The 24,725-nt window shown below is 73.4% G+C and carries 23 protein-coding genes; 9 read left to right on the forward strand and 14 right to left on the reverse strand.

The window, feature by feature from the left end; genetic code table 11:
- Window positions 1–51: 51 nt before the first annotated feature.
- Complete coding sequence (gene alr / locus MTP13_RS06100; RefSeq protein ID WP_243570186.1) at window positions 52–1,197, forward strand: alanine racemase; 1,146 nt, start codon at window positions 52–54, stop codon at window positions 1,195–1,197.
- Window positions 1,194–3,419, forward strand: coding sequence for a CapA family protein (locus tag MTP13_RS06105; protein WP_243570187.1), 2,226 nt, complete (start codon window positions 1,194–1,196; stop codon window positions 3,417–3,419). Before alr ends, MTP13_RS06105 begins: the two co-directional genes overlap by 4 nt.
- A 6-nt stretch (window positions 3,420–3,425) precedes the next feature.
- Here MTP13_RS06105 and MTP13_RS06110 read toward each other — a convergent pair whose 3' ends face one another.
- The gene (locus MTP13_RS06110) at window positions 3,426–4,337 is read right to left on the reverse strand and encodes a LysR family transcriptional regulator (protein WP_243570188.1); all 912 of its coding nucleotides are present in this window, start codon (window positions 4,335–4,337) and stop codon (window positions 3,426–3,428) included.
- A gap of 125 nt (window positions 4,338–4,462) precedes the next feature.
- Here MTP13_RS06110 and MTP13_RS06115 point away from each other — a divergent pair, with 125 nt between their 5' ends.
- Both MTP13_RS06115 and MTP13_RS06120 read left to right on the forward strand, forming a co-directional pair.
- Window positions 4,463–5,794, forward strand: a complete 1,332-nt coding sequence (locus MTP13_RS06115; protein WP_243570189.1) for an MFS transporter — start codon at window positions 4,463–4,465, stop codon at window positions 5,792–5,794.
- A gap of 16 nt (window positions 5,795–5,810) precedes the next feature.
- Window positions 5,811–7,469: an amidohydrolase gene (locus MTP13_RS06120; protein ID WP_243570190.1), complete on the forward strand. Its 1,659-nt coding sequence runs from the start codon at window positions 5,811–5,813 to the stop codon at window positions 7,467–7,469.
- A gap of 93 nt (window positions 7,470–7,562) precedes the next feature.
- On the opposite strand, the gene MTP13_RS06125 is transcribed toward MTP13_RS06120, so the two are convergent.
- The 5 genes from MTP13_RS06125 to MTP13_RS06145 all read right to left on the reverse strand — a co-directional run bounded on the left by MTP13_RS06125 (window position 7,563) and on the right by MTP13_RS06145 (window position 14,196).
- Entirely contained in the window at window positions 7,563–9,662 is a 2,100-nt protein-coding gene (locus MTP13_RS06125) for an alkaline phosphatase family protein (protein WP_243570191.1), read from the reverse strand.
- A 286-nt stretch (window positions 9,663–9,948) separates the two neighbouring features.
- Window positions 9,949–11,058, reverse strand: a complete 1,110-nt coding sequence (locus tag MTP13_RS06130; RefSeq protein ID WP_243570192.1) for an ABC transporter permease — start codon at window positions 11,056–11,058, stop codon at window positions 9,949–9,951.
- On the reverse strand, window positions 11,055–11,939 hold the full coding sequence (locus MTP13_RS06135) for an ABC transporter ATP-binding protein (protein ID WP_243570193.1): 885 nt from the start codon (window positions 11,937–11,939) through the stop codon (window positions 11,055–11,057). Before MTP13_RS06135 ends, MTP13_RS06130 begins: the two co-directional genes overlap by 4 nt.
- A 188-nt stretch (window positions 11,940–12,127) precedes the next feature.
- A complete protein-coding gene (locus MTP13_RS06140) occupies window positions 12,128–12,880 on the reverse strand; it encodes a response regulator (RefSeq protein ID WP_243570194.1) in 753 nt (250 codons plus the stop codon).
- The gene (locus tag MTP13_RS06145; RefSeq protein ID WP_243570195.1) at window positions 12,877–14,196 is read right to left on the reverse strand and encodes a sensor histidine kinase; all 1,320 of its coding nucleotides are present in this window, start codon (window positions 14,194–14,196) and stop codon (window positions 12,877–12,879) included. The genes MTP13_RS06140 and MTP13_RS06145 overlap by 4 nt, the downstream gene beginning before the upstream one ends.
- A 214-nt stretch (window positions 14,197–14,410) precedes the next feature.
- Between MTP13_RS06145 and MTP13_RS06150 the strand changes: the two genes are divergently transcribed.
- Window positions 14,411–15,832: an MFS transporter gene (locus tag MTP13_RS06150; protein ID WP_243570930.1), complete on the forward strand. Its 1,422-nt coding sequence runs from the start codon at window positions 14,411–14,413 to the stop codon at window positions 15,830–15,832.
- Here MTP13_RS06150 and MTP13_RS06155 read toward each other — a convergent pair.
- The 4 genes from MTP13_RS06155 to MTP13_RS06170 all read right to left on the reverse strand — a co-directional run bounded on the left by MTP13_RS06155 (window position 15,829) and on the right by MTP13_RS06170 (window position 17,353).
- Complete coding sequence (locus MTP13_RS06155) at window positions 15,829–16,071, reverse strand: dihydrofolate reductase family protein (RefSeq protein WP_243570196.1); 243 nt, start codon at window positions 16,069–16,071, stop codon at window positions 15,829–15,831. The two genes, MTP13_RS06150 and MTP13_RS06155, sit on opposite strands and share 4 nt — an antisense overlap.
- Window positions 16,071–16,535 (reverse strand): SRPBCC family protein, encoded by a 465-nt coding sequence (locus MTP13_RS06160; RefSeq protein WP_243570197.1) that lies wholly within the window; start codon window positions 16,533–16,535, stop codon window positions 16,071–16,073. Before MTP13_RS06160 ends, MTP13_RS06155 begins: the two co-directional genes overlap by 1 nt.
- Window positions 16,522–16,860, reverse strand: coding sequence for an ArsR/SmtB family transcription factor (locus MTP13_RS06165; RefSeq protein WP_243570198.1), 339 nt, complete (start codon window positions 16,858–16,860; stop codon window positions 16,522–16,524). The genes MTP13_RS06160 and MTP13_RS06165 overlap by 14 nt, the downstream gene beginning before the upstream one ends.
- A gap of 109 nt (window positions 16,861–16,969) precedes the next feature.
- Window positions 16,970–17,353, reverse strand: a complete 384-nt coding sequence (locus tag MTP13_RS06170; RefSeq protein WP_243570199.1) for a phage holin family protein — start codon at window positions 17,351–17,353, stop codon at window positions 16,970–16,972.
- A 298-nt stretch (window positions 17,354–17,651) separates the two neighbouring features.
- On the opposite strand from MTP13_RS06170, the gene MTP13_RS06175 reads away from it, so the two are divergent.
- On the forward strand, window positions 17,652–18,419 hold the full coding sequence (locus MTP13_RS06175; protein WP_243570200.1) for a hypothetical protein: 768 nt from the start codon (window positions 17,652–17,654) through the stop codon (window positions 18,417–18,419).
- 17 nt (window positions 18,420–18,436) lie between these two features.
- On the opposite strand, the gene MTP13_RS06180 is transcribed toward MTP13_RS06175, so the two are convergent.
- From MTP13_RS06180 to MTP13_RS06190, 3 genes are all read right to left on the reverse strand, one after another.
- The gene (locus tag MTP13_RS06180) at window positions 18,437–18,724 is read right to left on the reverse strand and encodes an ArsR/SmtB family transcription factor (RefSeq protein ID WP_243570201.1); all 288 of its coding nucleotides are present in this window, start codon (window positions 18,722–18,724) and stop codon (window positions 18,437–18,439) included.
- A gap of 55 nt (window positions 18,725–18,779) precedes the next feature.
- Window positions 18,780–19,463 (reverse strand): SDR family NAD(P)-dependent oxidoreductase, encoded by a 684-nt coding sequence (locus MTP13_RS06185; protein ID WP_243570202.1) that lies wholly within the window; start codon window positions 19,461–19,463, stop codon window positions 18,780–18,782.
- A gap of 99 nt (window positions 19,464–19,562) precedes the next feature.
- A complete protein-coding gene (locus MTP13_RS06190) occupies window positions 19,563–21,017 on the reverse strand; it encodes a DUF6421 family protein (RefSeq protein ID WP_243570203.1) in 1,455 nt (484 codons plus the stop codon).
- 295 nt (window positions 21,018–21,312) lie between these two features.
- On the opposite strand from MTP13_RS06190, the gene MTP13_RS06195 reads away from it, so the two are divergent.
- The 3 genes from MTP13_RS06195 to MTP13_RS06205 all read left to right on the forward strand — a co-directional run bounded on the left by MTP13_RS06195 (window position 21,313) and on the right by MTP13_RS06205 (window position 23,602).
- A complete protein-coding gene (locus tag MTP13_RS06195; RefSeq protein ID WP_243570204.1) occupies window positions 21,313–21,831 on the forward strand; it encodes a hypothetical protein in 519 nt (172 codons plus the stop codon).
- A 134-nt stretch (window positions 21,832–21,965) separates the two neighbouring features.
- Complete coding sequence (locus MTP13_RS06200; protein ID WP_243570205.1) at window positions 21,966–22,724, forward strand: DNA alkylation repair protein; 759 nt, start codon at window positions 21,966–21,968, stop codon at window positions 22,722–22,724.
- Window positions 22,725–23,005: 281 nt separating this feature from the next.
- Window positions 23,006–23,602, forward strand: coding sequence for an NADPH-dependent FMN reductase (locus MTP13_RS06205; protein WP_243570206.1), 597 nt, complete (start codon window positions 23,006–23,008; stop codon window positions 23,600–23,602).
- Window positions 23,603–23,693: 91 nt separating this feature from the next.
- Here MTP13_RS06205 and MTP13_RS06210 read toward each other — a convergent pair whose 3' ends face one another.
- Window positions 23,694–24,716: an ABC transporter permease gene (locus tag MTP13_RS06210; protein ID WP_243570207.1), complete on the reverse strand. Its 1,023-nt coding sequence runs from the start codon at window positions 24,714–24,716 to the stop codon at window positions 23,694–23,696.
- Window positions 24,717–24,725: the final 9 nt, after the last annotated feature.

Below are 24,725 nucleotides of genomic sequence, written 5' to 3' on the forward strand. Positions count from 1 at the left end.
TATCGGATTCCGCAGACGGCCGGGCAACACGGCGCGCGCTGGACTCGGCGCATGGCCCCACCCGTATCCGAGCTCCTCGTGCACCACGACGCGATCCGCGCGAACGCCGCGCACTTCGCGGCGGCCACCGACGGTCGGCTGATGGCGGTCGTCAAGGCCGACGCCTTCGGCCACGGGCACGAGGGGATCGCCAGGGTCGTGCTGGACGCCGGCGCGAGCTGGCTCGGCGTGGCGTCGGCGGAGGAGGCGCTCGCGCTACGAGCGGGCGGCATCGACGCGCCGATCCTCAGCTGGCTGAACGCCCCCGACGCCGACTTCTCGGCGGCGGTGGCCGCCGACCTCGACCTGGCGGTGCCGAGCCCAGCCGTGCTCAGCGCGGTGAGCAGGGCGGCGGCGCAGCTCGGCCGGCGGGCGCGGGTGCACCTGCACATCGACCTCGGGATGGCGCGGGAGGGATGCCCGCGGGAGGGCTGGTCCGCGCTCTGCGAGCTCGCCCGGGAGCTGCAGTCGCAGGGCGCCGTGCGCGTCGTCGGGATCATGGGCCACCTGTCGTGCGCGGAGGTCGCGGGCCATCCCCAGAGCAGGCTCGAGCGTCAGCGCTTCGTGAACGCGGTGCTGGCCGCCAGGCGGCGCCGGCTCTCGCCGAACGTCGTGCATCTCGCGGCCACCGCGGCGACGGTGACCGGCGACGGGGCGGGGTTCGGGCTGCATCGGATCGGGGCCGGACTGTTCGGCATCGACCCGTCCGGCACCTCGACCGCACTCCGGCCGGCCCTGTCGCTCGTCACGCGCGTCGTCGGCTCCCGCGAGGTCGCGGCGGGCACCGGCGTCGGCTACGGCCTCGACCACGTCGCGGAGACGCGCACGAATCTCGCGCTGCTCCCGCTCGGCTACGCCGACGGGCTGCCGCGTTCGGCCTCCGGCCGCGCCGCGGTGCTCGTACGGGGTCGCCGCCGCCCGCTCGTCGGTCGCTTCTCGATGGACATGGTCGTGGTCGACACGGGTGGGGAGCGGATCCGCCCGGGGGAGCCGGTGACCGTGTTCGGTCCCGGCGACGCGGGCGAGCCGACCGTCGCGGAGTGGGCGGCGTGGGCGGGCACCATCGAGCACGAGCTGGTGACGCGGGTGGGCGCCCGGGTCGCGCGGGTGCACCGGGTGGATGCCTCGGCCGGCGGCAGCCTCGGGCGCACCGCATGAGCCGGGTCGAGCGGACCGGACAGCCGGCGTCGACCGCGCACGCGTCTCCCGGCCCCGCCGGCCCCGCGGCGCCCCGCGAGACCTGGGGCGACGTCGTCAAGGGCGTGCTCATCGTGCTCGTCGTGTTCTGGCACGTCGTCATGAAGAGCTACCTCGAGGTCGACTGGCAGCTCGGCGTGCCGATCCCCGGCGCCTGGGGCCTGCTCGCCGATCTGATCTGGCCGTCCCTCATGCCGCTCTTCCTGCTCGTCTCCGGGTACTTCGCGGCGAGGGCGTTCACGCGGCCCTGGGCGGCGGTGCTGCGCCCCCGGGTCGTGCGCTTCCTGTACCTCTACCTGCTCTGGTCGCTCATCCACGCGGCGGCGCTGTGGGCGTTCCCCGACTTCCCCACGCTCGTGCCGCGCGGTGTCGCCGAGTTCGTCGAGGCCGTCACGATCAGCCCGCCCAACACCTGGTACCTCTTCGCGCTCGCGCTCTACTTCCTCGTCGCGAAGGGCCTCGCCCGGGTGTCGCCGTGGCTCGTCGTCGGGGCCGCCGCCGTGCTCTCGGTCGTCGTCGCGGCCGGGTACCTCGAGATCGTCAGCAACCGCGGCTCCCTGCTCTTCAACCTCACCTTCTTCCTGCTCGGGCTCCACCTCGCGCCGCACGTGCGCCGACTCGCCGGCCGGGTCCGACCGGTGCGGCTCGCGCTCCTCGGAGCCGGGTACCTCGCGGTGTTCGCGGCCATGCGGCTGACCGGCAGCGAGACGGTGCCGGGCGTCTGGCCCCTCGTCAGCGTCGTCGGGGTCGCGTTCGGCCTCGCCGCGGCGCCCGCCTTCGCGAGGATCCCGATGCTCGGCCCAGGCGCCGCGTGGCTCGGGCGGCGGAGCCTTGCGATCTACCTCCTGCACATGCCCCTGCTCGCCGTCGCCGACGTCGTGCTCGCCGAGTGGCTGTCGCTCGCCTCGCGGCCGGTGCAGCTCGCGGCGGCGGCCGCGCTGCCGCCCGTGCTGACCGCGGTGCTCGTCGCCGCCTGCGTCGGGCTCGAGCGGGTGCTGGTCCGGGGCGGCGCCCGGTGGCTCTTCGACCTCCCGGCGCGGCGTCGGGCGGGCTCGGTTCCCGAGCCGTCCGCCCCGGGGCCCGCGCGTTGGCCCGCATGGCGCGCGGTCGCCGTCGTCGCCCTCGTCGTCGCGAGCGGGGTCGTCGCGGTCCGGGCGACTGCGATCCCCGGCTGCGACGCGAATCCGCCGGCGCAGCCCGCGGGCGAGCCGGGGCGGGTGAGCATCGGCGCGGTCGGCGACGTGCTCATGCACGACCTCGGCCACGGCGTGCCCGCCGACGGGGGCGCGGCGCACTTCGACGCCGTGCGGCCCTGGTTCAGCCAGGACCTCGTCACGGGCAACCTCGAGCAGGTGATCGCCGATGACCCCGGCTACGACAAGTGCGATGGCGACGCCGACTGCCTCGCCTTCCGCAGCGCGCCGGACACGGCCAGGCACCTCGACGGCTTCGACCTGATGAACCTCGCGAACAACCACACGGGCGACTTCGGCCCCGTCGGGTACGCGGACACTCGGGCGAACCTCGCGGCGAACAGCATCCGCTCCGTCGGCGACCGGAACGAGATCGTCTGCACCCGGATCGGCGACACGACGGTCGCGGTGATCGGCTTCGCCCCGTACCGGGACACGAACCGGGTCACCGACCTCCGGCATGCGCGGCGGCTCGTCGCCGCGGCGGCGGCGAGCGCGGAGGTCGTCGTGGTGCACGCGCACATGGGGGCGGAGGGCCCGACGGCCAACGTCGTCGCCCCCGGCCCCGAGGTGGCCTACGGCGAGCAGCGCGGCGACGTCGTGGCCTTCTCGCACGCGGTGGTGGACGCCGGGGCGGACCTCGTGATCGGCCACGGGCCGCATTCGCTCCGCGGGATGGAGTTCTACCGGGGGCGGCTCATCGCCTACAGCCTCGGCAACTTCGGCGGCGGCGGGGTGTTCGGCGCGGAGCAGGCCACGAGGTACGGCGCGTACCTCGATCTGACGCTCGACGCCGACGGCCGCTTCGCCGGCGGGCGGGTGCGCTCGATCGACTTCGCGTACGAGGGCGGCGCTCCTCGGCCCGATCCCGAGGGGGCGGCGGCGCGGCTCATGGCCGAGTTCGGTGCGCGCGACTTCCCGGAGCGCGCCGCGCGCATCGCCGCGGACGGGACGATCTCCCCGCCGTCGGCACCCGCTCCGGCCGACTGACCGCGGTCACGACCGGGCCGGCTCGTCGACCTTCGCGACGTCGTCGATGGTCTGCAGCCAGTCGCCGTACTCGGCGACCCAGCGCTCGATGAGCGCGACGGCGTAGTGGGTGGGGTCCCAGCCCGCGTAGAGCGACATCCGCACCTGGCGGCCGTCGCGCATGACGCGCACGGGGTGCAGGCCGAACACGGCCTCGTTCGTGAGCACGGCCGCACCGCGCCCGGTTGCCGCGAGGCCCTGCGCCATGAACGAGGAGCTCAGCTCGGTCGCCTCGGGGAGGGCGAGGCCCGACTGGGCGAGGGCGTCGTCGAAGACCATGCGGGCCTGGTTCGTGCGGTCCATGAGGATGAGCGGATGCCGTACGAGCTCGGCGACCTCGACGTCCGGCCGGCCGTGCAGCGGGTGGCCCGCGGCAACCTGCGCGGTGATGCCGATGGGGGAGAGCCGGCGGCCCGCCCAGTCCGCCGGCGGCGGCACCGTCGAGACCCCGAAGTCCGCCCCGAGGGCGACGGTGCGCTCGAACACGAGGCTCGGCTCGCACTCGATCGCGTCGATGACGGGATGCCGCGCGCCGTGCGCCGCGGCGAAGGGCGCGAGCGTGCGCAGGATCGTGGCGAACGGGGCGACGGCGACGAGCCGGGTCTCGAGGGCTCGTTGCGGTTCGCCCGCGCTCACGGCGTTGCGGGCCATCTGCTCGCGGCGCACGAGGTCGCGTCCGACCTCGAGGAAGCGCCGCCCGGCCTGCGTCAGCCGGAGCGCGCCGTGGCCGCGCTCGAACAGCTCGACGCCGAGCTCCTGCTCGAGCGCGCGCAGCTGTCGCGACACCGCGGGCTGCGAGATGCGCACCTGCCGGGCCCCCTCGGTGATCGATCCCGCCTCGGCGACCGCGAGGAAGTACTTCACGACGCGGAGCTCCATCGATGCCTCCCAGGCATGAAAACAGTGCAGATTCGGTATTCGACAGCATGGCACGGCCGCGCGCAGAATGGGGCGATCCCGGGACATCCACCTCGTCAGCACCCATCCCCCGCAACGGAGCACCCATGGCACAGACCGAGACGCGCGCCCGCGCCACCACCCCCGAACGGCAGGGCCGCACCGCCCGCATCGCCGCCTTCCTCGGCACGACCGTCGAGTGGTACGACTTCTACATCTACGGCACCGCCGCCGCCCTCGCCTTCGGGCCCGTGTTCTTCCCGAACGTGGATGCCTCGACGGCCATCCTCGCCTCCTTCGCCACCTTCTGGGCCGGCTTCCTCGCCCGCCCGATCGGCGGCATGGTGTTCGGCCACCTCGGCGACAAGTTCGGCCGCAAGAACACCCTCGTCGCCACCCTGCTGATCATGGGCGTCGCCACCTTCTGCATCGGCATCCTCCCCGGCTACGCCACCATCGGCGTCGCCGCGCCCGTCCTGCTCACCCTGCTGCGCGCCCTGCAGGGCTTCGCCGTCGGCGGCGAATGGGGCGGCGCCGTGCTGCTCGCCGCGGAGTCCGGGCCGAAGTCGAAGGCCGTGCGCGGCGGCATGTTCGTGCAGCAGGGCTCGCCCGCCGGCAACATCCTCGCGACGACCGCGTTCGCGCTCGCCGCATTCCTGCCCGACGAGGCGTTCCTCGCCTGGGGCTGGCGGATGCCGTTCCTGCTCTCGGCCCTGCTCGTCATCATCGGCCTCGTCATCCGCCTCCGGCTCGAGGAGCCCGAGGAGTTCGCCCAGACGAAGGCCGCCGCCGAGACCGTGAAGGTGCCGCTCTTCGAGCTGCTGAAGCACCACTGGAAGGCCGTCGTCGCCGCCGTCTTCGCGAGCGGCCTCGGCATCGGCATGGCGTACTTCGTGAGCACCTTCATGCTCTCCTACGCCACCACCACCCTCGGCGTCGACCGCCAGGTGATGCTGAACATCCTCCTCGTCGGCGCCGTGATCCAGTTCATCTGGCAGCCGATCGGCACCCGCATCGCCGAGCGGGTCGGGACGACGAAGTTCATGATCTGGAGCCTCGCCGCCAGCGCCGTGCTCGCCGTGCCGCTCTTCCTCCTCGTCACGACCGGCGAGCCCTGGCTGATCCTGCTCGGCATCGGCATGTCGATGATCGCCGGCACCGGCTACTACGCGGTGCTCGCCGGCTTCCTCGCGCAGGCGTTCCCGGTCGAGGTGCGGTACAGCGGCGTCTCGCTCTCGTACCAGCTCTGCTCGACCCTGATCGGCGGCACGACGCCGCTGCTCGCGCAGCTGTTCCTGAACCTCGGCGGCGGGCACTGGGGCGGCGTGGCCGGGTTCTTCATCGCCCTCATCGTCATCACCGTCGTCGGCGTGCTCGCGCTCGCCGCGATCACCGGATTCTCCGCGGCGCGCGAGCGCGAGCTGCGGAACGCGGAGTAAGGAGCCGCACCCCGTCATGCGCATCGACACCATCCTCAGCAACGCCCGCATCACGACCCTCGACCCGGAGCGGCCGACGGCGAGCAGCGTCGGCATCCTCGGCGGCCGCGTCGTCGGCTTCGACGAGGAGCTGCACGGCGTCACCGCCGACGAACGGATCGACCTCGGCGGCGCCCCCGTCGTGCCCGGCTTCAACGACGCCCACCTGCACTTCTCGATGCTCGGCAAGGAGCAGGTGCAGCTCGACCTCGCCTTCGAGCAGGCGCCCACCCTCGACGCGCTCTACGCGCGGGTCGAGGCCTGGGCCGCCGCGAAGCCCGATGGCGCCTGGATCATCGGCAACGGCTACGACCAGAACAAGATCGGCGCCCACCCCGACCGCCGGGTGCTCGACCGCATCGCCGGCGGACGCCCCGTCTACCTCGTGCACAACTCCAACCACATGGCCGTCGCGAACACCGAGGCGTTCCGCCGGGCGGGGCACGCCGACCCCGACGCCCTCGAGGCGCCCGCCGGCGGCAGCGTGGGGCGCGACGGCGGACGGGCGACCGGCCTCCTCCAGGAGCAGGCGATGCAGCTCGTGAACCACGTGCTGAAGCCCGTGCCGCAGGAGGAGCTCGTGGCCGCGCTCGCCGCGGCGAGCGAGTGGGCGCTCCGCAACGGGGTCACGAGCGTCACCGAGCCGGGCATCGGCGGCACCCTGATCGGGCACGGGCCCGCCGACGTGCGGGCGTTCCAGCTCGCCCGGGAGCGCGGCCTGCTGCGCACCCGCGTGACGCTTATGCCCTACATCGACGCGATCCACGACCTCGGCCCGCTCGGCGACGGCGTCGACGGCTGGGGCGTCGATCTCGGCATCCGCAGCGGCCTCGGCGACGAGTGGCTGCGGATCGGCCCGATCAAGGTGGTCTCCGACGGCTCCCTCATCGGCCGCACCGCGGCGATGTGCTGCGACTACGCGGACACCCCCGGCAACGCCGGCTACCTGCAGTGGCAGGCCGAGGAGATCCGCCGCTTCATCCTCCGGGGCCACGAGAACGGCTGGCAGCTGGCGACGCACGCGATCGGCGACGGCGCGCTCGACGTCGTGCTCGACGCCTACGAGGAGGCGCAGCGGCGGATGCCCCGGCCGGACGCCAGGCACCGGATCGAGCACGTCGGCGTCGCCTCCGACGAGCAGGTGCGCCGCATCGTCGCGGGCGGCCTCGTGCCCGTGCCGCAGGGGCGCTTCGTCTCGGCCCTCGGCGACGGGTTCATCTCGGCGCTCGGCGGGGACCGGGTCGAGCTCGCGTATCGGATGCGCAGCTTCGTCGACGCGGGCGTCGAGCTGCCCGGGTCGACGGATGCCCCGGTGGTGCCGGGCGAGCCGCTGATCAGCCTGCACGACATGGTGAACCGCCGTTCGGCGAGCGGGGCGCCGATCGGACTGCACGAGGCGCTCACCCCGGCACAGGCGCTGCGGGCGTACACGGTCGGCTCGGCCTACGCCGTGCACGAGGAGGCGCGGAAGGGCGCGCTCTCGCGCGGCAAGCTCGCCGACCTCGTGGTGCTCTCGGACGACCCGCTGCGGGTGGCGCCCGAGCGGATCCGCGAGCTCGAGGTCGGCGCGACGATGGTGGGCGGCGCGTTCGGCTTCGACGCCGCCGGCGAGCTCGCGGCGGTGTCCGCGGCCTGAGCGTCCGGGGCGCGCGAACGGGCAGGGCCCGGGTGGATGCCTCCACCCGGGCCCTGCGTCGTGCCGGCCGAGCCGGCGTCGATCGGTCGCGGCTCAGCTCGCGCTGAGGCGGCGGCGGCGCACCGCCAGCAGCCCGAGGCCGCCGAGGAGCCCGGTCGCGGCGAGCCCGGCGAGCGGCAGCGCCCACGCGGTGCCGGTCGAGGCGAGGGAGCCCGAGGCATCCCCGTCCGTGCCGGCCGAGCCGGAACCGGAGCCGGTGCCGCTGCCGGTCGAGCCACCGGTGCCTCCGGTCCCGCCGCCCGTGCCCGGGTCGACGGGCGGCGTGGTGGCCGCCTTCGGCGTGACCTCGGCCGAGGGCTCGGAATCCGCCGAGGCGCCGGCCGCGTTCGCGGCGACGACGCGCACCGTGTAGGCGGTGCCGTTCACGGCGTCCTCGATCGTGCAGGAGGTGCCGCCCGTGGTGCAGTTGAGCGGCGCGGCCGCGGTGGCCGCCGAGCGCGAAGCCGTCGAGGCATCCGCGCCCTGCGCCGCGGCGACCGGCGTCGCGGTCGCGGTGTAGCCGGTGATCGGCGATCCGCCGTCGGATTCCGGCGCCGTCCAGGACACGTCGATCCGGCCGTCGCGGGCCGTCGCCGTCACGCCCGTGGGCGCGTCGGGCGCGGTGATCGCGGGGGCCGGCGCCTGCTCGAGGCGCACCTGGTCGACCGTCCAGAAGGCGCTGTTCGTGCCCGTGTAGTGGAAGCGGAACTGCGCCGCCCGCGCACCGGCCGGCACGTCGAACTCGAGCCGCTCGAAGCGGTTCGTGTCGATGCGGTAGTTCTTCAGCGACTGCGGCTCGCCGCCGTCGAAGCTCACCGAGACCTCCGCCGACTGCGGGCCGTCGATGAAGTAGTTCGTCGCATAGGCGAGCGTCGCCGTCGCGGCACCGGTCAGGGGGTACGCGGGGCTCACGAGCGTGGAGTCGAACTGGCCGGGATCGTGCGCCTTGTCGTCCCACTCGTCGGAGTCGGCGACGGCGAACACGTCGCGGTTGCGCACGCTCGTCTCGCGCATCTGGCCGCGCTCGGCGCCGGTCCAGAAGTCGTCGGTCGCGAACGACCAGCCGGCCCACTCGGCGACGCCGCCCGCGGGCATCTTCGTGTTGTCGATCGTCCAGCCGCTCGGCGTCTCGTGGGTCCAGCCGAGCACGCCGGCGCCGGGACGGGTCTCGTCCTGCTGCGGCTTCAGCACGGGGCGGAGAGTATCGAAGTCATCGCCCTCGAGCTCGCCGATCGCGGTGCCGTCGAGGTCCCACGCCGGGTCGTTCGCGATGCCGTCGGCGGCGAGCACCGTCGGGGCGATGTCGGTGATCTTCACGTCGTGCCGCACCGAGCCCGCCTCGATGCCCGGGCCCGCGGCGATCACGAAGGTCTTGCGCTCGGCGGGGGAGTTGCCGCCGTGCCCGCCCGTCGGGGTGTGGCCGTGGTCGGCGGTGACGACGATGAGCCAGTCCTCGGCGGCTCGCGTCGCGCGACCGTCGATCGCGGCGAGGATCTCGCCGAGCTGGGCGTCGGCCCGGCGCAGCGCCTCGCCGTAGGCGGTGCCGTTCGTGCCGACCGAGTGGCCGGCTCCGTCGACCTCGTCGAGGTGCACGAACACGTCGTCGGGGTCGCCGGTCGAGAGCGCCTGCACGACTTTCGCCGTCGTGCCGGCGTCGTCGCCGCCCGCGACGCGCTCGTCGACCGCGGGGCCGAACACGGTCTGCGGGATCGGCGTCCAGGTGCCGACGACGAGCGTCTCGCGTTCCGGGGCGGCCGCCTCGATGCGGGTCAGGTAGTCGGGGTACTCGGCGGAGTTCGGGTCGCTGAAGCTGTTGTCGACCACCCGGTGCTTGTCGGGCCAGACGCCCGTGGCGATGCTCGACCAGCCGGCGCCCGAGATCGTGCCGGCCATCGGCTGGGCGTAGAGGTTGCTCGAGGCGGTGAGCCCGGCGGCGCGGAGGCCGGCCAGCGTCGGCATGCCCGCGGGCTCGAGGAAGTCGAAGCTCGCGCCGTCGATGCCGACGACGAGGGTCTTCACGGTGCGCGCGGCGGCGGCGGCGGGCTGCGCGGCGGCCGGCGCCGCGGCCGCCTGGGCGCAGAGCGGCACCGCGACGAGCGCGGCGGCGAGGAGCGAGGTCGAGACGGCGCGGGCGGCGCGGTTCGGCGAGGGCATGAGGGTCTCCGGGGTTCGGGGCGATGCGGCGGCGGATGCCGGCCGCTGCCCAGTCTTCGGAGGGGCCCGCCGCCGGCTCAAGCGAAATCGCCGCTTGTCGAGACACGTTCGCCGCGGGTTCATGCGGATCCCGCGCGAACCGGCCGCGATGTCCCCCGAGGAAGGTGAACACCTCGCGAACCCGCGCCCAGGATGTCGATACAGGTGCGGGGCGGAACGGGCGCGGGGCCGGCCGGGAGGATCCCGACCGGCCCCGCCGGGCGCCCCAGCGCCCCGCCGAGCGCAGCTACCCCCGCAGCGCCTCGGCGAGCTTCACCCGGGTGCCGGTGCGCAGCAGCGAGTTGCGGTACACGCGGTCGCCGATCGCGAGCGCGCCGAGCGTCGTCGCGACGAGGACCAGCAGCGAGAGCACCGGCTCCCACCACTCGGCCTGCCCCAGGAAGATCCGCACCGGCATCCCCACCGGAGCCGAGAACGGGATGTAGCTCATCACCGTCAGGATCGTCGGGTTGTCGAAGAAGAACACCACCGCGAAGTACGGGATCATCACGAGCATCGTCACCGGCGAGGTCACCGAGCCGACGTCCTCGGCGCGCGACACGAGCGCGGCCGACGCCGCGAACAGCGCCGCGAGCATCACGAAGCCGATCGCGAAGAACACCACGAACCAGATCACCGAGGACCCGAGCACTCCGAGCAGCACCCGCTGCCCCGTCGCGAGCAGCCCGACGAGCGCGAGCACCGCGATCGCGATGATCTGCCCGAACGCGAGCACGCTGTTGCCGATCACCTTGCCCGTCAGCAGCTCGCGCGCCGACACCGTCGACAGCAGGATCTCGATGATCCGAGTCTGCTTCTCCTCGACCACCGACTGCGCGATGGTCGAGCCGAAGGTGATCGCCGACATGAAGAACACGATGCCGAAGCCGAAGGCGATGAAGTACGCGAGCAGCGGGTCGACCGTCGCCGGGTCGAGCAGCTCGACGCCGGGCTGCGCCGACAGCGCCTGCACCACCCCGCCCGGCGCGCGATCGAGCCCGATGACCTGCAGGCCGGTCGGGTCGGATGCCTCGGGCACGATGATCGCGTCGACCTCGCCGTCGCGGAGCAGCGCCTCGCCGGCGGCCCGGTCGTCGACCGGCACCGCCTCGAGGGCGGGGTTGCCCTCGACCGCCGTCGCGGCCGTGCCGACGACGGCGACCTTCGCCGGGTCGGACTTGCCGCCGAAGATGCCGCCGAGCACGACCGAGGCCAGCACGGCGAGCATCAGAATGCCGGTGGAGATGAGGAACGCCTTGCTGCGCAGGCGCGTCGTGACCTCGCGGCCCGCGATGAGGCCCACCGTCTCGGTGAACTTCGGCGTGCGGAGCTCGGCGGTGCTGCGTGACGTGCTCACTGCACGACCTCCTTGAAGATCTGGGCGAGCGTCGTGTGCTCGCGGGTGAAGCCGGCGACCTCGCCCCGGCGGAGGGCCTCGGCGAGCACGGCGCGGCGCGCGGCATCCGAGTCCGCCTCGAACCGGGCCCAGCCGCCGTCGAAGTCGGTGACGACGATGCCGGGCAGCTCCCGCACCCAGCCTGCGTCGCCGTCGGTCAGCAGCTCCCAGCGCTCGGAGCCGTGCTCCGCGCGGAGCTCGTCGCCCGAGCCGGCGGCGCGGATGCGGCCGCCGGCGATGATGACGAGGTCGTCGCAGATGCGCTCCACGATGTCGAGCTGGTGCGAGGAGAACAGCACTCGTGCGCCTGAGTCCGCGGCGTCGGAGAGCACCGACTGCACCGTCTCGACCGCGATGGGGTCGAGGCCCGAGAACGGCTCGTCGAGCACGAGCACCTCGGGGCGGTGCACGAGCGCGGCCGCGATCTGCGCGCGCTGCTGGTTGCCGAGCGAGAGGCTCTCGACGGGGTCGTCGTGCCGCTCGGCGAGGCCGAGGCGGTCGAGCAGCTCCTCGGCGTTGCGGCGGGCCGCGGCCGGCGACCAGCCGTGCAGCCGCGCCAGGTAGACCGTCTGCTCCAGCACGCGCATCTTCGGGTAGAGGCCGCGCTCCTCCGGCATGTAGCCGAAGCTGCGACGGTCGGCGGTGCCGAGCGGATGGCCGTCGAGGGTGACCGTGCCGGTGTCGGCGCCGAGCACGCCGAGCACGATCCGCATCGTGGTCGTCTTGCCGGCGCCGTTGCCGCCGACGAAGCCGGTGAGCCGGCCGGGCGCGACGCGGAACGACACGTCGTCGAGGGCGACGCGCTCGCCGAAGCGCTTGCCGAGGTGCTGGAGTTCGAGCATGCTCCCACGCTAGCCACGGCGGATGCCACGGGCATCCGCCGCACGACGGGTTCCCCCTGCCGCGCCGTCGGGCGCATCCCCCCGGCGGGGGAGACCTGCGCTGCCCTGCTTCGCACCCCCGGGCCCCCGGGCGGGAGGAGATCGACAGTTCGGGAGGTCTCCGACGCCGGAGGCATCCTCCCTGCGCGTCAATCTCCTCCAGCGGGGGAGACGACGCCGTGCTCGTACGCGTAGACCACGGCGTGCACGCGATCGCGCAGGCCGAGCTTCATCAGCACCTTCGACACGTGGCTCTTCACCGTCGCCTCGCCGACCCACATGCGCCCGGCGATCTCGGCGTTCGACAGCCCCTCGGCGAGCAGCACGAGCACCTCGCGTTCGCGATCGGTCAGGGTGTCGAGTTCCGGCGGTGCGCTCGGGCGCGCGGGAGGGGCGGATGCCTCGTCGCCGGCGTCGGATGCCCCGGGCACGGACTCGCCCGAGGCATCCGCACCACCGCCGCCCGAGGTGAGCACGCCGTGCCGGCGCGCCGCCTCGATCACCCTCCGGGTGACGTCGGGCGCGAGCAGCGCCTCGCCGCCGGCGAGCACCTGTACGGCGTCGATGAGCCGTTCCGGGCTGGAGTTCTTCAGCAGGAAGCCGCTCGCGCCGGCCTCGAGCGCCGCGAAGAGGTAGTCCTCGCGGTCGAAGGTCGTGAGCACGAGCACGGCGGCCTCGACGCGCGGGTCGGCGGTCAGCCGGCGGGTGGCCTCGAGGCCGTCGACGTTCGGCATCTGCACGTCCATGCAGACGACGTCGGGCGCGAGCTCCAGGGTGCGGGCGACGGCCAGCTCGCCGTCCTCCGCCTCGCCGACGACCTCGATGCCGGGCTCCGAATCGAGGATCGTGCGGAAGCCGGCGCGCACCAGGCTCTGATCGTCCACCACGAGTACGCGGATCATCGGGCGTCTCCGTCCGTCGGGGGCCGTCGCCCGTCGCTCTGCAGCGGGAACGCCGCCCGCACGAGAAAGCCGCCGCGGGCCCGCGGACCGAGCTCGAGCTCCCCGCCCGTGGCGGCGACGCGCTCGCGCATGCCGACGAGGCCGAGCCCGGAGTCCTGCCCGCCGTCGCCCGCGCTGCGCCGCACGATGCCCGTGTTCGCGACCTCGAGCTCGACGCGCTCGGCCGTCCAGCGGATGCGCACGTCGGCGGTCGCGGCGGCCCCGGCGTGCTTGCGCACGTTCGTGAGCGCCTCCTGCGCGACCCGGTACGCGCTCGCCTCGACGAGGGTCGGCGCCTGGCGCGGTTCGCCGACCACCGCGAACGCGGTCGGCAGCCCGGCGGCGCTCGCCTCGGCGGCGAGCGCCTCGATCTGGGCGATGCCGAGCGTGCTGGCGGTGGGCTCCGGCTCGCCGTCGGCGCGCAGGGTGCCGAGCAGGGCGTGCAGCTCGGTCACGGCCTCGCGGGAGCTCGTCTCGATCGCCGAGAGCGCGTCGGCCGCGGCATCCGGGTTCGAGGAGAGCACCCGCCGTGCCGCCCCCGCCTGCACGCCGATCACCGAGACGTGGTGCGCGACGACGTCGTGCAGCTCGCGGGCGATGCGCACGCGCTCGAGTGCGACCGCCTGCCGCCGCGAGCGCTCGCGCTCGGCGGCGAGCTCCGCCGTGCGCTGCTCGAGCGCCGCCCGCTCGCGCGCCGAGCGGTAGTTCGCGTCGCCGAAGTACCAGGCGCCGCCGAAGTACAGCAGATTCGTCAGCACGTTCACGAGGCCGAACGCCAGGTACGGCGAGAGGAAGCCGTCGCGGCCGAGCTCGGGCGCCACCTCCTGCACCGTCGAGAAGTAGATGAGCGACCAGAGCAGCCAGCCGAACATCGCGAGGACGATCGCGAGCCGCACGACGAACGCACGCCGGCGGCTGCGCCCCCACGCGCCGACCGTGTAGATCGCGATGAACAGGGCGATGTTGCTGAACAAGGCCTCGCTGAGGTACAGCACCGCGCCGGTGATGAACGCGGCGGAAGCCACGACCGCGATGACGTCCGGGAACCGCCGCCGCAGCGCCAGGGGCAGCGTCATCGCCGCCGCCCAGACGAGCGAGGCCCACCACGGCCCGTCCTGGTTGTAGCCCGCCGCCCGGTACAGCACGAGACTCGCCGCGGTGGCCACGGCGAGCACCAGGGCGAGCAGCAGGTCGTTGCGCAGCTGCCACCGGGTCGGCGCCTGCCTGACCCACTCGACGCCCTCGAGCACGGGCTGGGCTGGGGGCTGCTGCTGCATCCCATCACGCTATCGGGGCGGATGCCTCGGGGCATCCGCCGTGCGGGGGAGCCGCCGCGCGAGCGGGGTTCCGGATGTCGGCGGCGATGAGTACCCTCGCACCGTGGACGAGCAGCGGGGCCCGACGGCCGAGGAGGGCGCGGTGCCGGCTGCGCCAGCGCCGGGTGCGCCCGCCGCATCGGCTCCCGCGGCACCCGCCCCGCCGGTCAACGGCATGCGCACCTTCGCCCAGGTGCTCGTGAACACGATGGTGGCGAACGTCACGACGAGCTTCCTCTGGTTCGCGCTCACCTTCTGGGTCTACCTCGAGACGAAGTCGGTGCTCGCGACCGGCATCATCGGCGGCGCGTACATGCTCCTCATCGCGTTCTTCTCGATGCTCTTCGGCACCATCGTCGACCGGCACCGCAAGTACCGGGTGATGATGCTGTCGAGCGTCGTCACGCTGGCCTCCTTCGCGCTCGCCGGTCTGCTCTATCTGCTCCAGCCCGAGCGCGCCCTGCTCGACCTCGGCGGACCGTGGTTCTGGGTGTTCACGGGCGTCATCCTCTTCGGCGCGGTCGTCGAGCACCTGCGCAACATCGCCCTGTCGACCACGGTGACCCTGCTCGTGCCCGTCGAGCGGCACGCCAACGCGAACGGGCTGGTCGGCACCGTGCAGGGGCTCGCATTCATCGTCACGAGCGTGTTCTCCGGGCTCGCGATCGGCCTGCTCGGCATGGGCGGCACGATGATCATCGCGGTGGGGCTGACCTTCGTCTCGCTGTTGCACCTGCTGTTCGTGCGCATCCCCGAGGCGAAGCCCGTCGTCGAGGAGGGCCGCCCGGCGGCCATCGACTTCCGCGGCAGCATCGCGGCGATCCGCCAGGCGCCGGGGCTGTTCGCCCTCATCCTGTTCTCGACCTTCAACAACCTCATCGGCGGCGTCTACATGGCGTTGATGGACCCGTACGGCCTGACCCTGTTCGAGGTGGAGTGGTGGGGCGTCGTCTTCGGCGTCGCGTCCACGGGGTTCATCGTGGGCGGAGTGATCATCGCGAAGTGGGGGCTCGGTCGCAATCCGATCCGCACGATGCTCCTGGTCGTCATCGGCATGGGACTGCTCGGCGCGTTCTTCACCGTGCGCGAATGGTGGTGGCTGTACGCGGTCGGTATCTGGCTCTACATGGCGCTCGTGCCGGCCGTCGAGGCCGCCGAGCAGACCGTCATCCAGAAGGTCGTGCCGTTCACCAGGCAGGGGCGGGTCTTCGGCTTCGCGGCCGCGTTCGAGGCGGCGGCGGCGCCGATCACGGCGTTCCTGATCGCGCCGATCGCCCAGTTCTGGATCATCCCGTTCATGCGCTCCGACGCCGGGTACGAGACGTGGGGATGGCTCCTCGGCGACGGCCAGGCGCGTGGCATTGCGCTGGTGTTCCTCGTGAGCGGCCTCGCGACGGCGGCCCTCGGTCTCGCCGCCTTCGCCACCCGGGCGTACCGCACGCTCTCGGCGGGGTACCGCACCGCCGAGGCGACGACGCCCGACGAGGCGCAGGCCGGCGAGCCCGAGGCGCAGGCCGGGACGCCGGAGGCGCAGGCCGGGGAGGCGGGGGCGACGACCCCCGCCGAAGCGCAGCCCGCCGCCCCCGATTCCCGCTAGCGCGCCAGCGGGTACGTCAGCCCGAGGTGGCCGGCGGGGAAGCTCACCGCGTGGTCGAGCTGCAGGCGCTGCGGGGCGAGCGCGTCCGGCGCGAACGAACGCCCGGTCCCGGGCAGCACTGGCACCACGCGCAGGCGCTGCGCGTCGACGAGCCCCGAATCGACGAAGTCGAGCCCGCCCCGCTCGTCGGCCGCGTCGCCGTCGGCGGAGACGATCTGCTCGAGCGTCAGGCGGCTCATCAGCGCGCCCCGTCCGCGAGGTGCTCGTCGAGCACGTCGAACGCGGAGGTCCAGCCGTCGTAGACGTTGTCGTCACCGGGGCCCGCGTCGATGCCGACGAGGTGGAACAGCATCTCGGTGCGCTCCGCGTCGAGCTCGCGGAGGATCACCGTGATGAGCGGGGCAGCATCGTCGGCATCCTCCGGCGAGCCCCAGGTGAACGCGAGCCGCTCGGGCGGCCGCACCTCCCGGTAGACGCCCGCGGTGGGGTAGCGGGAGCCGTCCGAGGGGTTCACCATCGTGTAGCGGTACCGTCCGCCGGGTCGAACGTCGAGCTCGACGCTGCCCTCCTCGACGTCGATGCCGCGCGGGTGCCACCACGCGCCCGCCTGCTCCGGCTCGGTCCACGCGCGCCAGACGAGCGCGCGCGGTGCGTCGAGGATGCGGGTGATCGTGAACTGCGGTCGGTGGTCAGGCTCGGTCATCGCCGGTTCCCTTCAGTCGGCGGAGCTGCTCGTCGAGCAGATCGAAGCGCTCGTTCCACTCGCCGCGGTGGCGTTCGACCCAGTCGGATGCCTCGTCGAGGGGCTCCGTGCGCAACGTGCAGCTGCGCCACTGGGCGTGTGCGGTGCGTTCGATGAGCCCGGCCCGTTCGAGGACCTTCAGGTGCTGCGAGATCGCGGGCCGGCTGATCGCGAACGGCTCGGCGAGCTCACCGACGGTCGCCGCGCCCGAGCGGAGCCGCGAGAGCATCGCGCGGCGCGTGGGATCGGCGAGGGCCTGGAAGACGAGGCTGAGCTGATCGGTCATGTTAGCGGCTCCTTAATTAAGGATTTGCTTAAACTAGCTCGACGGCAGCGCCGCGTCAAGGGGTGCGGTCGCGATCGCGGCGGGGCGGAGTGCCGCTGCGCTCCTCGCGTTACTTGCGCTTCTCGGCGCGGTCCTTCAGGAAGATGAGCGGCAGCAGCCAGCCGCCGAGCGCCGTGATGATCCACACGATGAGCGTCGCGAGCACCCAGGTGACCGCGCCGTCGATGTGGATGCCGCCAGGGAAGAGCGAGGCGATGAGCAGCGCGAGGAACGTCGTCACCAGGCCGATGCCGCCCAGCACGGCCGCGGCGTACTGTCGGGCGAGGTTGAACACGAAGGGCCCGAGGATCGCCTGCGCCACCGAGAACACGATGATCGCGACGAGGAATCCGCCCCATTCCAGGTGGAAGTCCGGCAGCACCCACGACGCGACGAGGAGGCCGAGGGCGGCTGTCACGAGCGAGATCGCCAGCCGGATCAGAAAGCGCACCATGGCGCGAGCGTAGCGTGCGGGGCGTGCTCGGCGGGGGTACCGCCTCGGCCTGGGCGCGCTCGACAGGACGAAATGCCCCCCTTGCAGGGGGAGGATCCCTCGCCTACGGTGGAAAGGGATGCCCCGATCGCGCGACGTTCCTCGTGCGCCGCGTCCCGAGCGGACCCGGCGCAGCGCGGTGACCACGAAAGCGAGTGGCGCGCAGCCGGGCGACGGGCAGACTGGCGCGGCGGGCCCCGGCGCCGAGCCGCACACCAGGCATGCGCATCGGGACGGTCCTGCGCGGGCGTCCGGTCCGATGATCGCGATCGCGGCGGCCGGCGTCGCCGTGCTCTGCACCGTCGGCGCGGTCGTCGGCGTGCACGCGGCGATCGGCGACAACGACGGCCCCGCCGTGCAGCTGGCGCACCGCGGCGTCGACCTCCGGCCCGACTCGGAGCGCGGAGGGGCGACGGACCAGAACGACGGCACCGCAGCCGGCTCCCCCGAGACGCCGGCACCGACGGCTCCCCCCGAGGCCCCCTCGACCCCGCTGCCGACGCTGCCCGCTCCGAAGCCCTCGCCCGAGCCTTCACCGAGCCCGCGTCCGGAGCGGCCGTCGCCGAACCCCACGCCGTCGCCCAACCCGACTCCGTCGACTCCGCCCACGAACCCCTACCTCGATCCGGCCGACCCGCGCTTCGTCTCCGAGGCCGACCGCGCCGCGTGGTCGACCGGGCAGCGCGCGGTGCGAGCCTGCATGGCCGAGGCCGGCTTCGAGTACCGCGAGTGGGAGTGGTGGAACGGCGGCACGCCGAAGCCCGCCGGCCTCGACGGGCCGCGCGACGCCGCCTGGCGCGTCGCCCTCCAGGGCGACGAGGGCACGGCGGGCTGCGCCGCGGCGGCGGGCGACGCGCCGTCGATCCCGCCGGAGGCCGTGCCACCGGGGCTCAGCCCCGAGCCCGCGCCGCCGACGGAGGCGCCCGGATCCGGCGCCGGTCCGGAGCCCGGTGCGCCGCCCGCGAGCGGTGCGCCCGCCCCGGAGGCGATCGAGTCGCCCGACTCCATCGAACCGGCGGCCGAGTAGCCCGCGCGGGCCACGGTTCAGCCCGCGAGCGCGTCCTCGGCGACGAGCGGCTCGATCCATTCGAAGACGGGCTCCAGAGCGTCGCGCCGCAGATGGTGCAAGGTGGCCTGGTCGACGCGGCGGGCCTTCACGAGGCCGCTGCGGCGGAGGATGTCGAGGTGGCGCGAGGCGGTCGAACGGGAGACCTCGATGCGCTCGGCGAGGTCCGTGATCGACACCCAGTGGGCGCCGTTGAGCGCCTCGAGGATGTGCCGCCGCACGGGATGCGCGATGGCGTCGAAGACGGAAGATCGTTGACGGAGCACAGGCGCTCTCCTCTCTGAGATCCGCAGAGAGCCTAGCCGACCGATGCCGCCCCGCTCACTCCGCCGTGAGCGTCTCCACCCGGCCGTTCAGCGCCGCGGCATCCTCGTGCCAGAGCGCGACGACCCGCTCGGCGAAGCGCTCCTCGAGCCCCTCTAGCGCCTTCACGCGGAAGGTGACCGCCGCGCCGCTGCCGCCGGCCTTGCCGAGGCCCTGCGCGACGCTCTGCATCCACGACTCGCTCGCCGCCTTCACCGCGGTGTAGTTGGCGCCGCCCGCGGTCGGGTGCTCGACGGTCGTCGAGGAGATCATCGTGATGCGCCCGGCGGGGGAGCCGACGAGATCGTCCCACAGTGCGCGGCTCAGGTGGCGCAGCGCGGAGAAGGAGCGCTCGAGCACGCGGTAATCCTCCTCGGTCTGCCCGGGAAGCCCGCCGCCGCCCCGCCAGCCGCCGACGAGGTGCACGACGCCGTCGACGTCGCCGACGCGGCCGTGCACCCGCATCGCGAGCGGCCAGACCTGCTGCTGATCGGTGAGATCGGCGAGCTCGGTCACGAGCCCGGGGAGCTCGTCCGCCATCGCCTCGAGCCGGCCCCGATCGCTGCCGACCGCGACCACCACGGCGCCCGCGTCGAGCAGGGCGCGCGCCACGGCGCGGCCCGAGGCGCTCGTCGCGCCCGCGATCAGCACGACCCGGCCCGCGGGCCCGTTCGTCGAGTCATCCACCATGTCGTTCTCCATCCGCTCGCTCCGTGCTTCACGGGCTCCATCGAAAGCGAATCACCCCGAGCGCCGGAACGGAAGCTCCGCGCGCTCGGGGTGATCCGGTGAATCCAGGACTCAGGCCTCGGCGTCGCCCGTGATGCCGACCGTCGACTCGATGACCGGCTTCATCTTCTTGTCGAGAGCCTCGAAGAACATCGACAGCGGGAACTCGTCGTCCATCACGAGGTCGGTGTAGCCCTTCGGCGGCCCGGCGAGCACCTCGCGCGGCAGGCCCTCGGCCCACACGGACGCGGGGTTCGGCGTGACCACCGAGGAGACGAGCTCGTAGGCCTTCAGCCAGTGCACCGTCTTCGGGCGGTCGATCGACTCCCAGTAGAGCTGGTCGATCGCGTCGCCGAGTTCGACGACCGCGTCGGCGACGGCGTCCCAGTCGAAGCTCAGCTCGACGTCGCGCCACTCCAGCACGTGCTTGCGGTGCAGCCAGGCGAAGAGCAGCTGCCCGCCGAGGCCGTCGTAGTTGCGCACCCGGCTGCCGGTGATCGCGAAACGGAAGATGCGGTCGAAGATGACCGCGTACTGCACGAGCTTGCCGGTCGAGCGCATCTGCTCCTCGACCTCGGTCAGCTCCTCGCCGGCCGCGAGGCGGGCGTCGAGCCCGCGCTGGATCTTCACCGACTCGCGGAACGCGGTCAGGTCGCAGCGCAGCTCTTCCAGCGAGTAGAGGAAGAACGGCATCCGCTGCTTGATCATGAACGGGTCGAACGGCAGGTCGCCGCGCATGTGGGTGCGGTCGTGGATGATGTCCCACATCACGAAGGTGCGCTCGGCCAACTGCTGGTCGTCGAGGAGGCTCGCCGCATCCTCCGGCAGTTCGAGCTTCGTGATCTCGCTCGCCGCGCGCACGACGCGGCGGTAGCGGGCGGCCTCGCGGTCCTGGAAGATCGCCCCCCAGGTGAACGGCGGGATCTCGCGCATCGCGACCGTCTCGGGGAAGAGCACCGCCGAGTTCGTGTCGTAGCCCGGCGTGAAGTCGACGAGCCGCAGGCTCACGAAGAGCTTGTTGCCGTAGTCGCCGGCCTCGAGCGCGGCGATGAACTCCGGCCAGATCGTCTCGACGACGAGCGCCTCGACGTGCCGATCGGACGAGCCGTTCTGCGTGACCATCGGGAACACGACGAGGTGGCGGATGCCGTCGACGCGGTGCCGCTGCGGCTGGAACTCGACGAGCGAGTCGAGGAAGTCGGGGATGCCGAAGCCGGCCCCCTGCCAGGTGCGGAAGTCGGCCTGCAGGGCCGTGAGGTACGCGGCCTCGTGCGGGAAGCGCGGGGCGAGCGCGGCGACGGACTCGACGATCGTGTCGACGAGCGCGGATGCCTCGGGGCGGTCGGTCTCGACCGGCACCGAGCCGTCCTTCACCTGGAGCGCCTGCAGCCGGGTCGCCGCGTCCTTCAGCGCGAGCCAGGCGGGGTCGTGCTCGACCCCGGCCGCGAGGGCGATCGTCTCCGGCGTGACCGCGTCCTCCAGGACCTCGGGTTCGCCAACGATGGTGTCAAGAGTGGTCTGTGACATTCGGAACCTCCCGTCGTCGTGGTGGTCTGCGGCAGCGCAGAATCGCCGCCCATCCCAGGGTAGGCGCACGAGCTCCGCGATTGGTTGCGGTGCGACGCGGGAATATTGCGCCGATCGAGCAAACCACGCGGGCGATCGCCTGCCCGCACACGAATCCGAAAGCGGACGCATAGCGGATGCATAGCGAGCGTGCGTACCGTCGCACGAGGCCGGGCGACGGACTCCTCCGCACCGGCCCGGCGCGCCGGCATCCGCCTCGGCGTCCGCCGAATCGACCAGACGAAACGAGTCCCTCATGACCCACTCCCGCCCCTCCGCCGCCGTCGCGCTCGTCGTGCCGACGATCGCCCTCGCCGGCTCGGCCGTCGTGACGGTGATCGGCGCGATGTGGACGTCGCAGGCGAACGCCACCCTCACCGCCGCGCTCACGAGCGGCACCGGCACCGCCGTCGACGTCTACGGCAGCCAGTCGGAGATCGTCGTGTCGTCGGGGCTGCTGACCGGCGGCATCGTCGGCCTCGTCGTCTCGCTCGCGCTGTTCGCGGTGCTGATCGGCTTCGGCGCGCTGTCGCGGCGGGCGCCCGCGCCCGCGCTCGCCGCTGAGGCCGCCGAGTCCGAGCCGGTCGTCGTCGAGGAGACCGTCGAGGAGATCGTGGTGGAGGAGGTCGTGCCGGCCGAGCCCGCCGCCGAGTCGGCCGAGCCCGCCGCCGTGGCGGCCGAGTCGGCCGAGCCCGCCGCCGAGGCGGATGAGCCCGCCGGCCAGGCCGGCCAGGCCGACCAGGCCGGCCCGGCCGGCCCCGCACCCCGCGCCTGATCGCGGGCCCCGCGCACACAACTCAGGAACGCCCGGTCGGCAGCCCCGTGATCACGCGGGCACGCCGTCCGGGCGTTCCGCGTATCCGCCGGATGTTCCTGAGTTGTGGAGTGGCGGGAGGGTACGGTGCAGGCATGACCGGGGAACTGCGCACTGCCGACGAGGTGCGGGCGGCCCTCGCCGCGGCATCCTCGCCCGAGCGCGCCGCCGGGGCCGCCCGCTTCTTCAAGACGGGCCCCGGGGAGTACGCCGAGGGCGACGTCTTCATCGGGGTCACGGTGCCCGCGACGCGCGCCATCGTGCGACGCTCGCTCGCGCTGCCGGCGGCAGAGACCGCGGAACTCGTCGCGAGCCCGATCCACGAGGAGCGTCTCGCCGGGCTCCTCGTCATGGTCGAGCGCTTCCGCCGCGCCGGGCGACCGCGCGGTCGCGACGACGCCGTGCGGCGGGCCGAGCACGAGGCGTACCTCGAGGCCGTGCGCGCCGGGCGGGTCGACAACTGGGACCTCGTCGATGCGAGCGCCGAAGTGCTGGTCGGCGAGATCGTCTATCCCGCGCCGGGCGCCGACCCAGTGCCGCCGCTCATCGCGGAGCTCGCGGCATCCTCCTCGCTCTGGCAACGCCGGGTCGCCGTGCTCGCGACCTTCGCCGCGATCAAGGGCGGGGATGCCGCGCCCACCCTCGCCATCGCCGAGAAGCTGCTCGACGACCGCGAACCGCTCCTGCACAAGGCCGTCGGCTGGATGCTGCGCGAGGTCGGCAAGCGGGTCGACCGCGCCGCGCTCACCGGGTTCCTCGACCGCTTCGCCGCGCGGATGCCGCGCACCATGCTGAGCTACGCCACCGAGCACCTCTCCCCCGAGGCACGGGCCGCATACCGCGCCCGCCGCTGACGCGGGCCCGCTCGCACAACTCAGGAAGGCGCCCGGCCCTGACGCGGGCCCGCTCGCACAACTCAGGAAGGCGCCCGGCCCTGACGCGGGCCCGCTCGCACAACTCAGGAAGGCGCCCGGCCCGATCGGCGCCGTTCCGCGCATGTCGCGGCGCTACAACGTCCATAACTGCCAGATGTTCCTGAGTTGTGTGAGGCGGGGTGGTGCGCGCCGGGCCGCGGGTGCAGGCTGGAGCGGGGCGCGGTGCCGGCCGCGCCGCCGCGCGCAGGAAGGATCGCACCATGCAGATCGAACCCATCCACCACGAGCCGCCGTATCGGGTCGGCGTGTTCATCGGCAGCCTCGCGAGCGACTCGATCAACCGCCTCCTCGCGACAGCCCTCGAGCGGCTGGCCCCGCCGGAGCTCGAGTTCCACGAGATCGTCTACCGCGAGCTGCCGCTGTACAGCCGGGACTACGACGCCGACTACCCGCAGGTGGCCCGCGACTTCAAGGCGGCCATCCAGGACTCCGACGCACTGCTGTTCGTCACGCCCGAGTACAACCGTTCGCTGCCGGGCCCGCTGAAGAACGCGATCGACTGGGCGAGCCGGCCCTGGGGGCAGAACGTGCTCACCGGGCGGCCGAGCGCGGTGATCGGCGCGTCCACCGGGGCGATCGGCACCGCGGTCGCGCAGCAGAGCCTGCGCAGCATCCTGAGCTTCTCGAACGCGCCGCAGATGAACTCGCCCGAGGCCTACCTGCAGTTCACACCGGGGCTGATCGGCCCGGACGGCCAGGTGACCGTCGAGAGCACCGAAGAGTTCCTGGCGACGTTCATGCGGCGCTTCCTGGAGTTCACGACGCGCGTGCTCACGGTGCTGCCGCGCCCCGACTGAGCCTCACCCCCGACTTGCCCGACTTTCATGGAAGTCGGGCAAGTCGAAGGGGGTGAATCGGTCAGCGCAGCGCAGCGCAGCCGGGCGCGACTCAGGCCCACTTGCGCACGGCCCAGCGCTCGAACAGGCCGACGACCGCGTCGGTCAGCTTGCCGAGCACGGCGAGCAGGATGATCGCGAGGAAGATGCGGTCGATCCGGCCGTTGTTGCCCGAGTCGACGAGCAGGAAGCCGAGTCCCATCGAACTGGCGATGAGCTCCGCGGCGACGAGGAACAGCCACGACTGCGCGAGCGCGAGCCGCAGCGCCGAGACGACCGACGGCACCGCCGCGGGCAGCTGCACGACCGAGAGCAGCCGCACGCCGCGCAGGCCGAACGCGCGGCCGGCCTCCAGCAGCTGCCGGTCGACGTGCCGCAGCGCCGCCGCGACGATCGTGTAGACGGGGAAGAAGGCGCCGATCGCGATGAGCACGACCTTCGACTCCTCGCCGATCTTCAGCCACAGGATGAGCAGCGGCACCCAGGCGAGCGACGGCACCGCGCGGATCGCGCCGAGCGTCGGCGAGAGCAGGATGTCGCCGAGCTTCGACAGGCCGACGACGGCGCCGACGACGAGGCCGAGTGCGGCGCCGACGGCGAAGCCGACGAACACGCGCTGCGTCGAGATCGCGATGTAGAGGCCGAGCAGACCGCGCTCGGCGAGGTCGACCCCGGCCGTCCACACCATCTCGGGGCTGGGCAGCATCGAGACGGGCACGGCGCCGGAGGTCGAGGCGAGCTGCCAGGCGACGAGCAGCACGAGGGGGAGCAGCGCTCCGCCCGCGACGCGGAACCAGCGCCGGTCGACAAGGCGGCGGCGCGGGGCGCCGGCGGACGGCCCGGTCGGACCGGCGCCGCCGGTGCTCGCGGTCCGCGGATCGGATGCCTCGCGCCGGTCGATCCCGGAGACGCCGAACGGCCCCGCGGCGGCGACCGCGAGGCCGCCGTCCGCGACGGGTGCGTTCGACTGCCGGTCGACCGAGGTCACGCCCGCGCGCCCGTCCTCGGCGCCGGCGCGGCCGGTGCCGGGGTCGGTGCTCGTGAGCGCGTCCCCGCGCGAGGCATCCGCCGTCATCGGATCCGC

Source organism: Agromyces soli (genome assembly GCF_022811605.1).
In the GTDB taxonomy this organism is placed as follows: Bacteria; Actinomycetota; Actinomycetes; order Actinomycetales; family Microbacteriaceae; genus Agromyces; species Agromyces soli.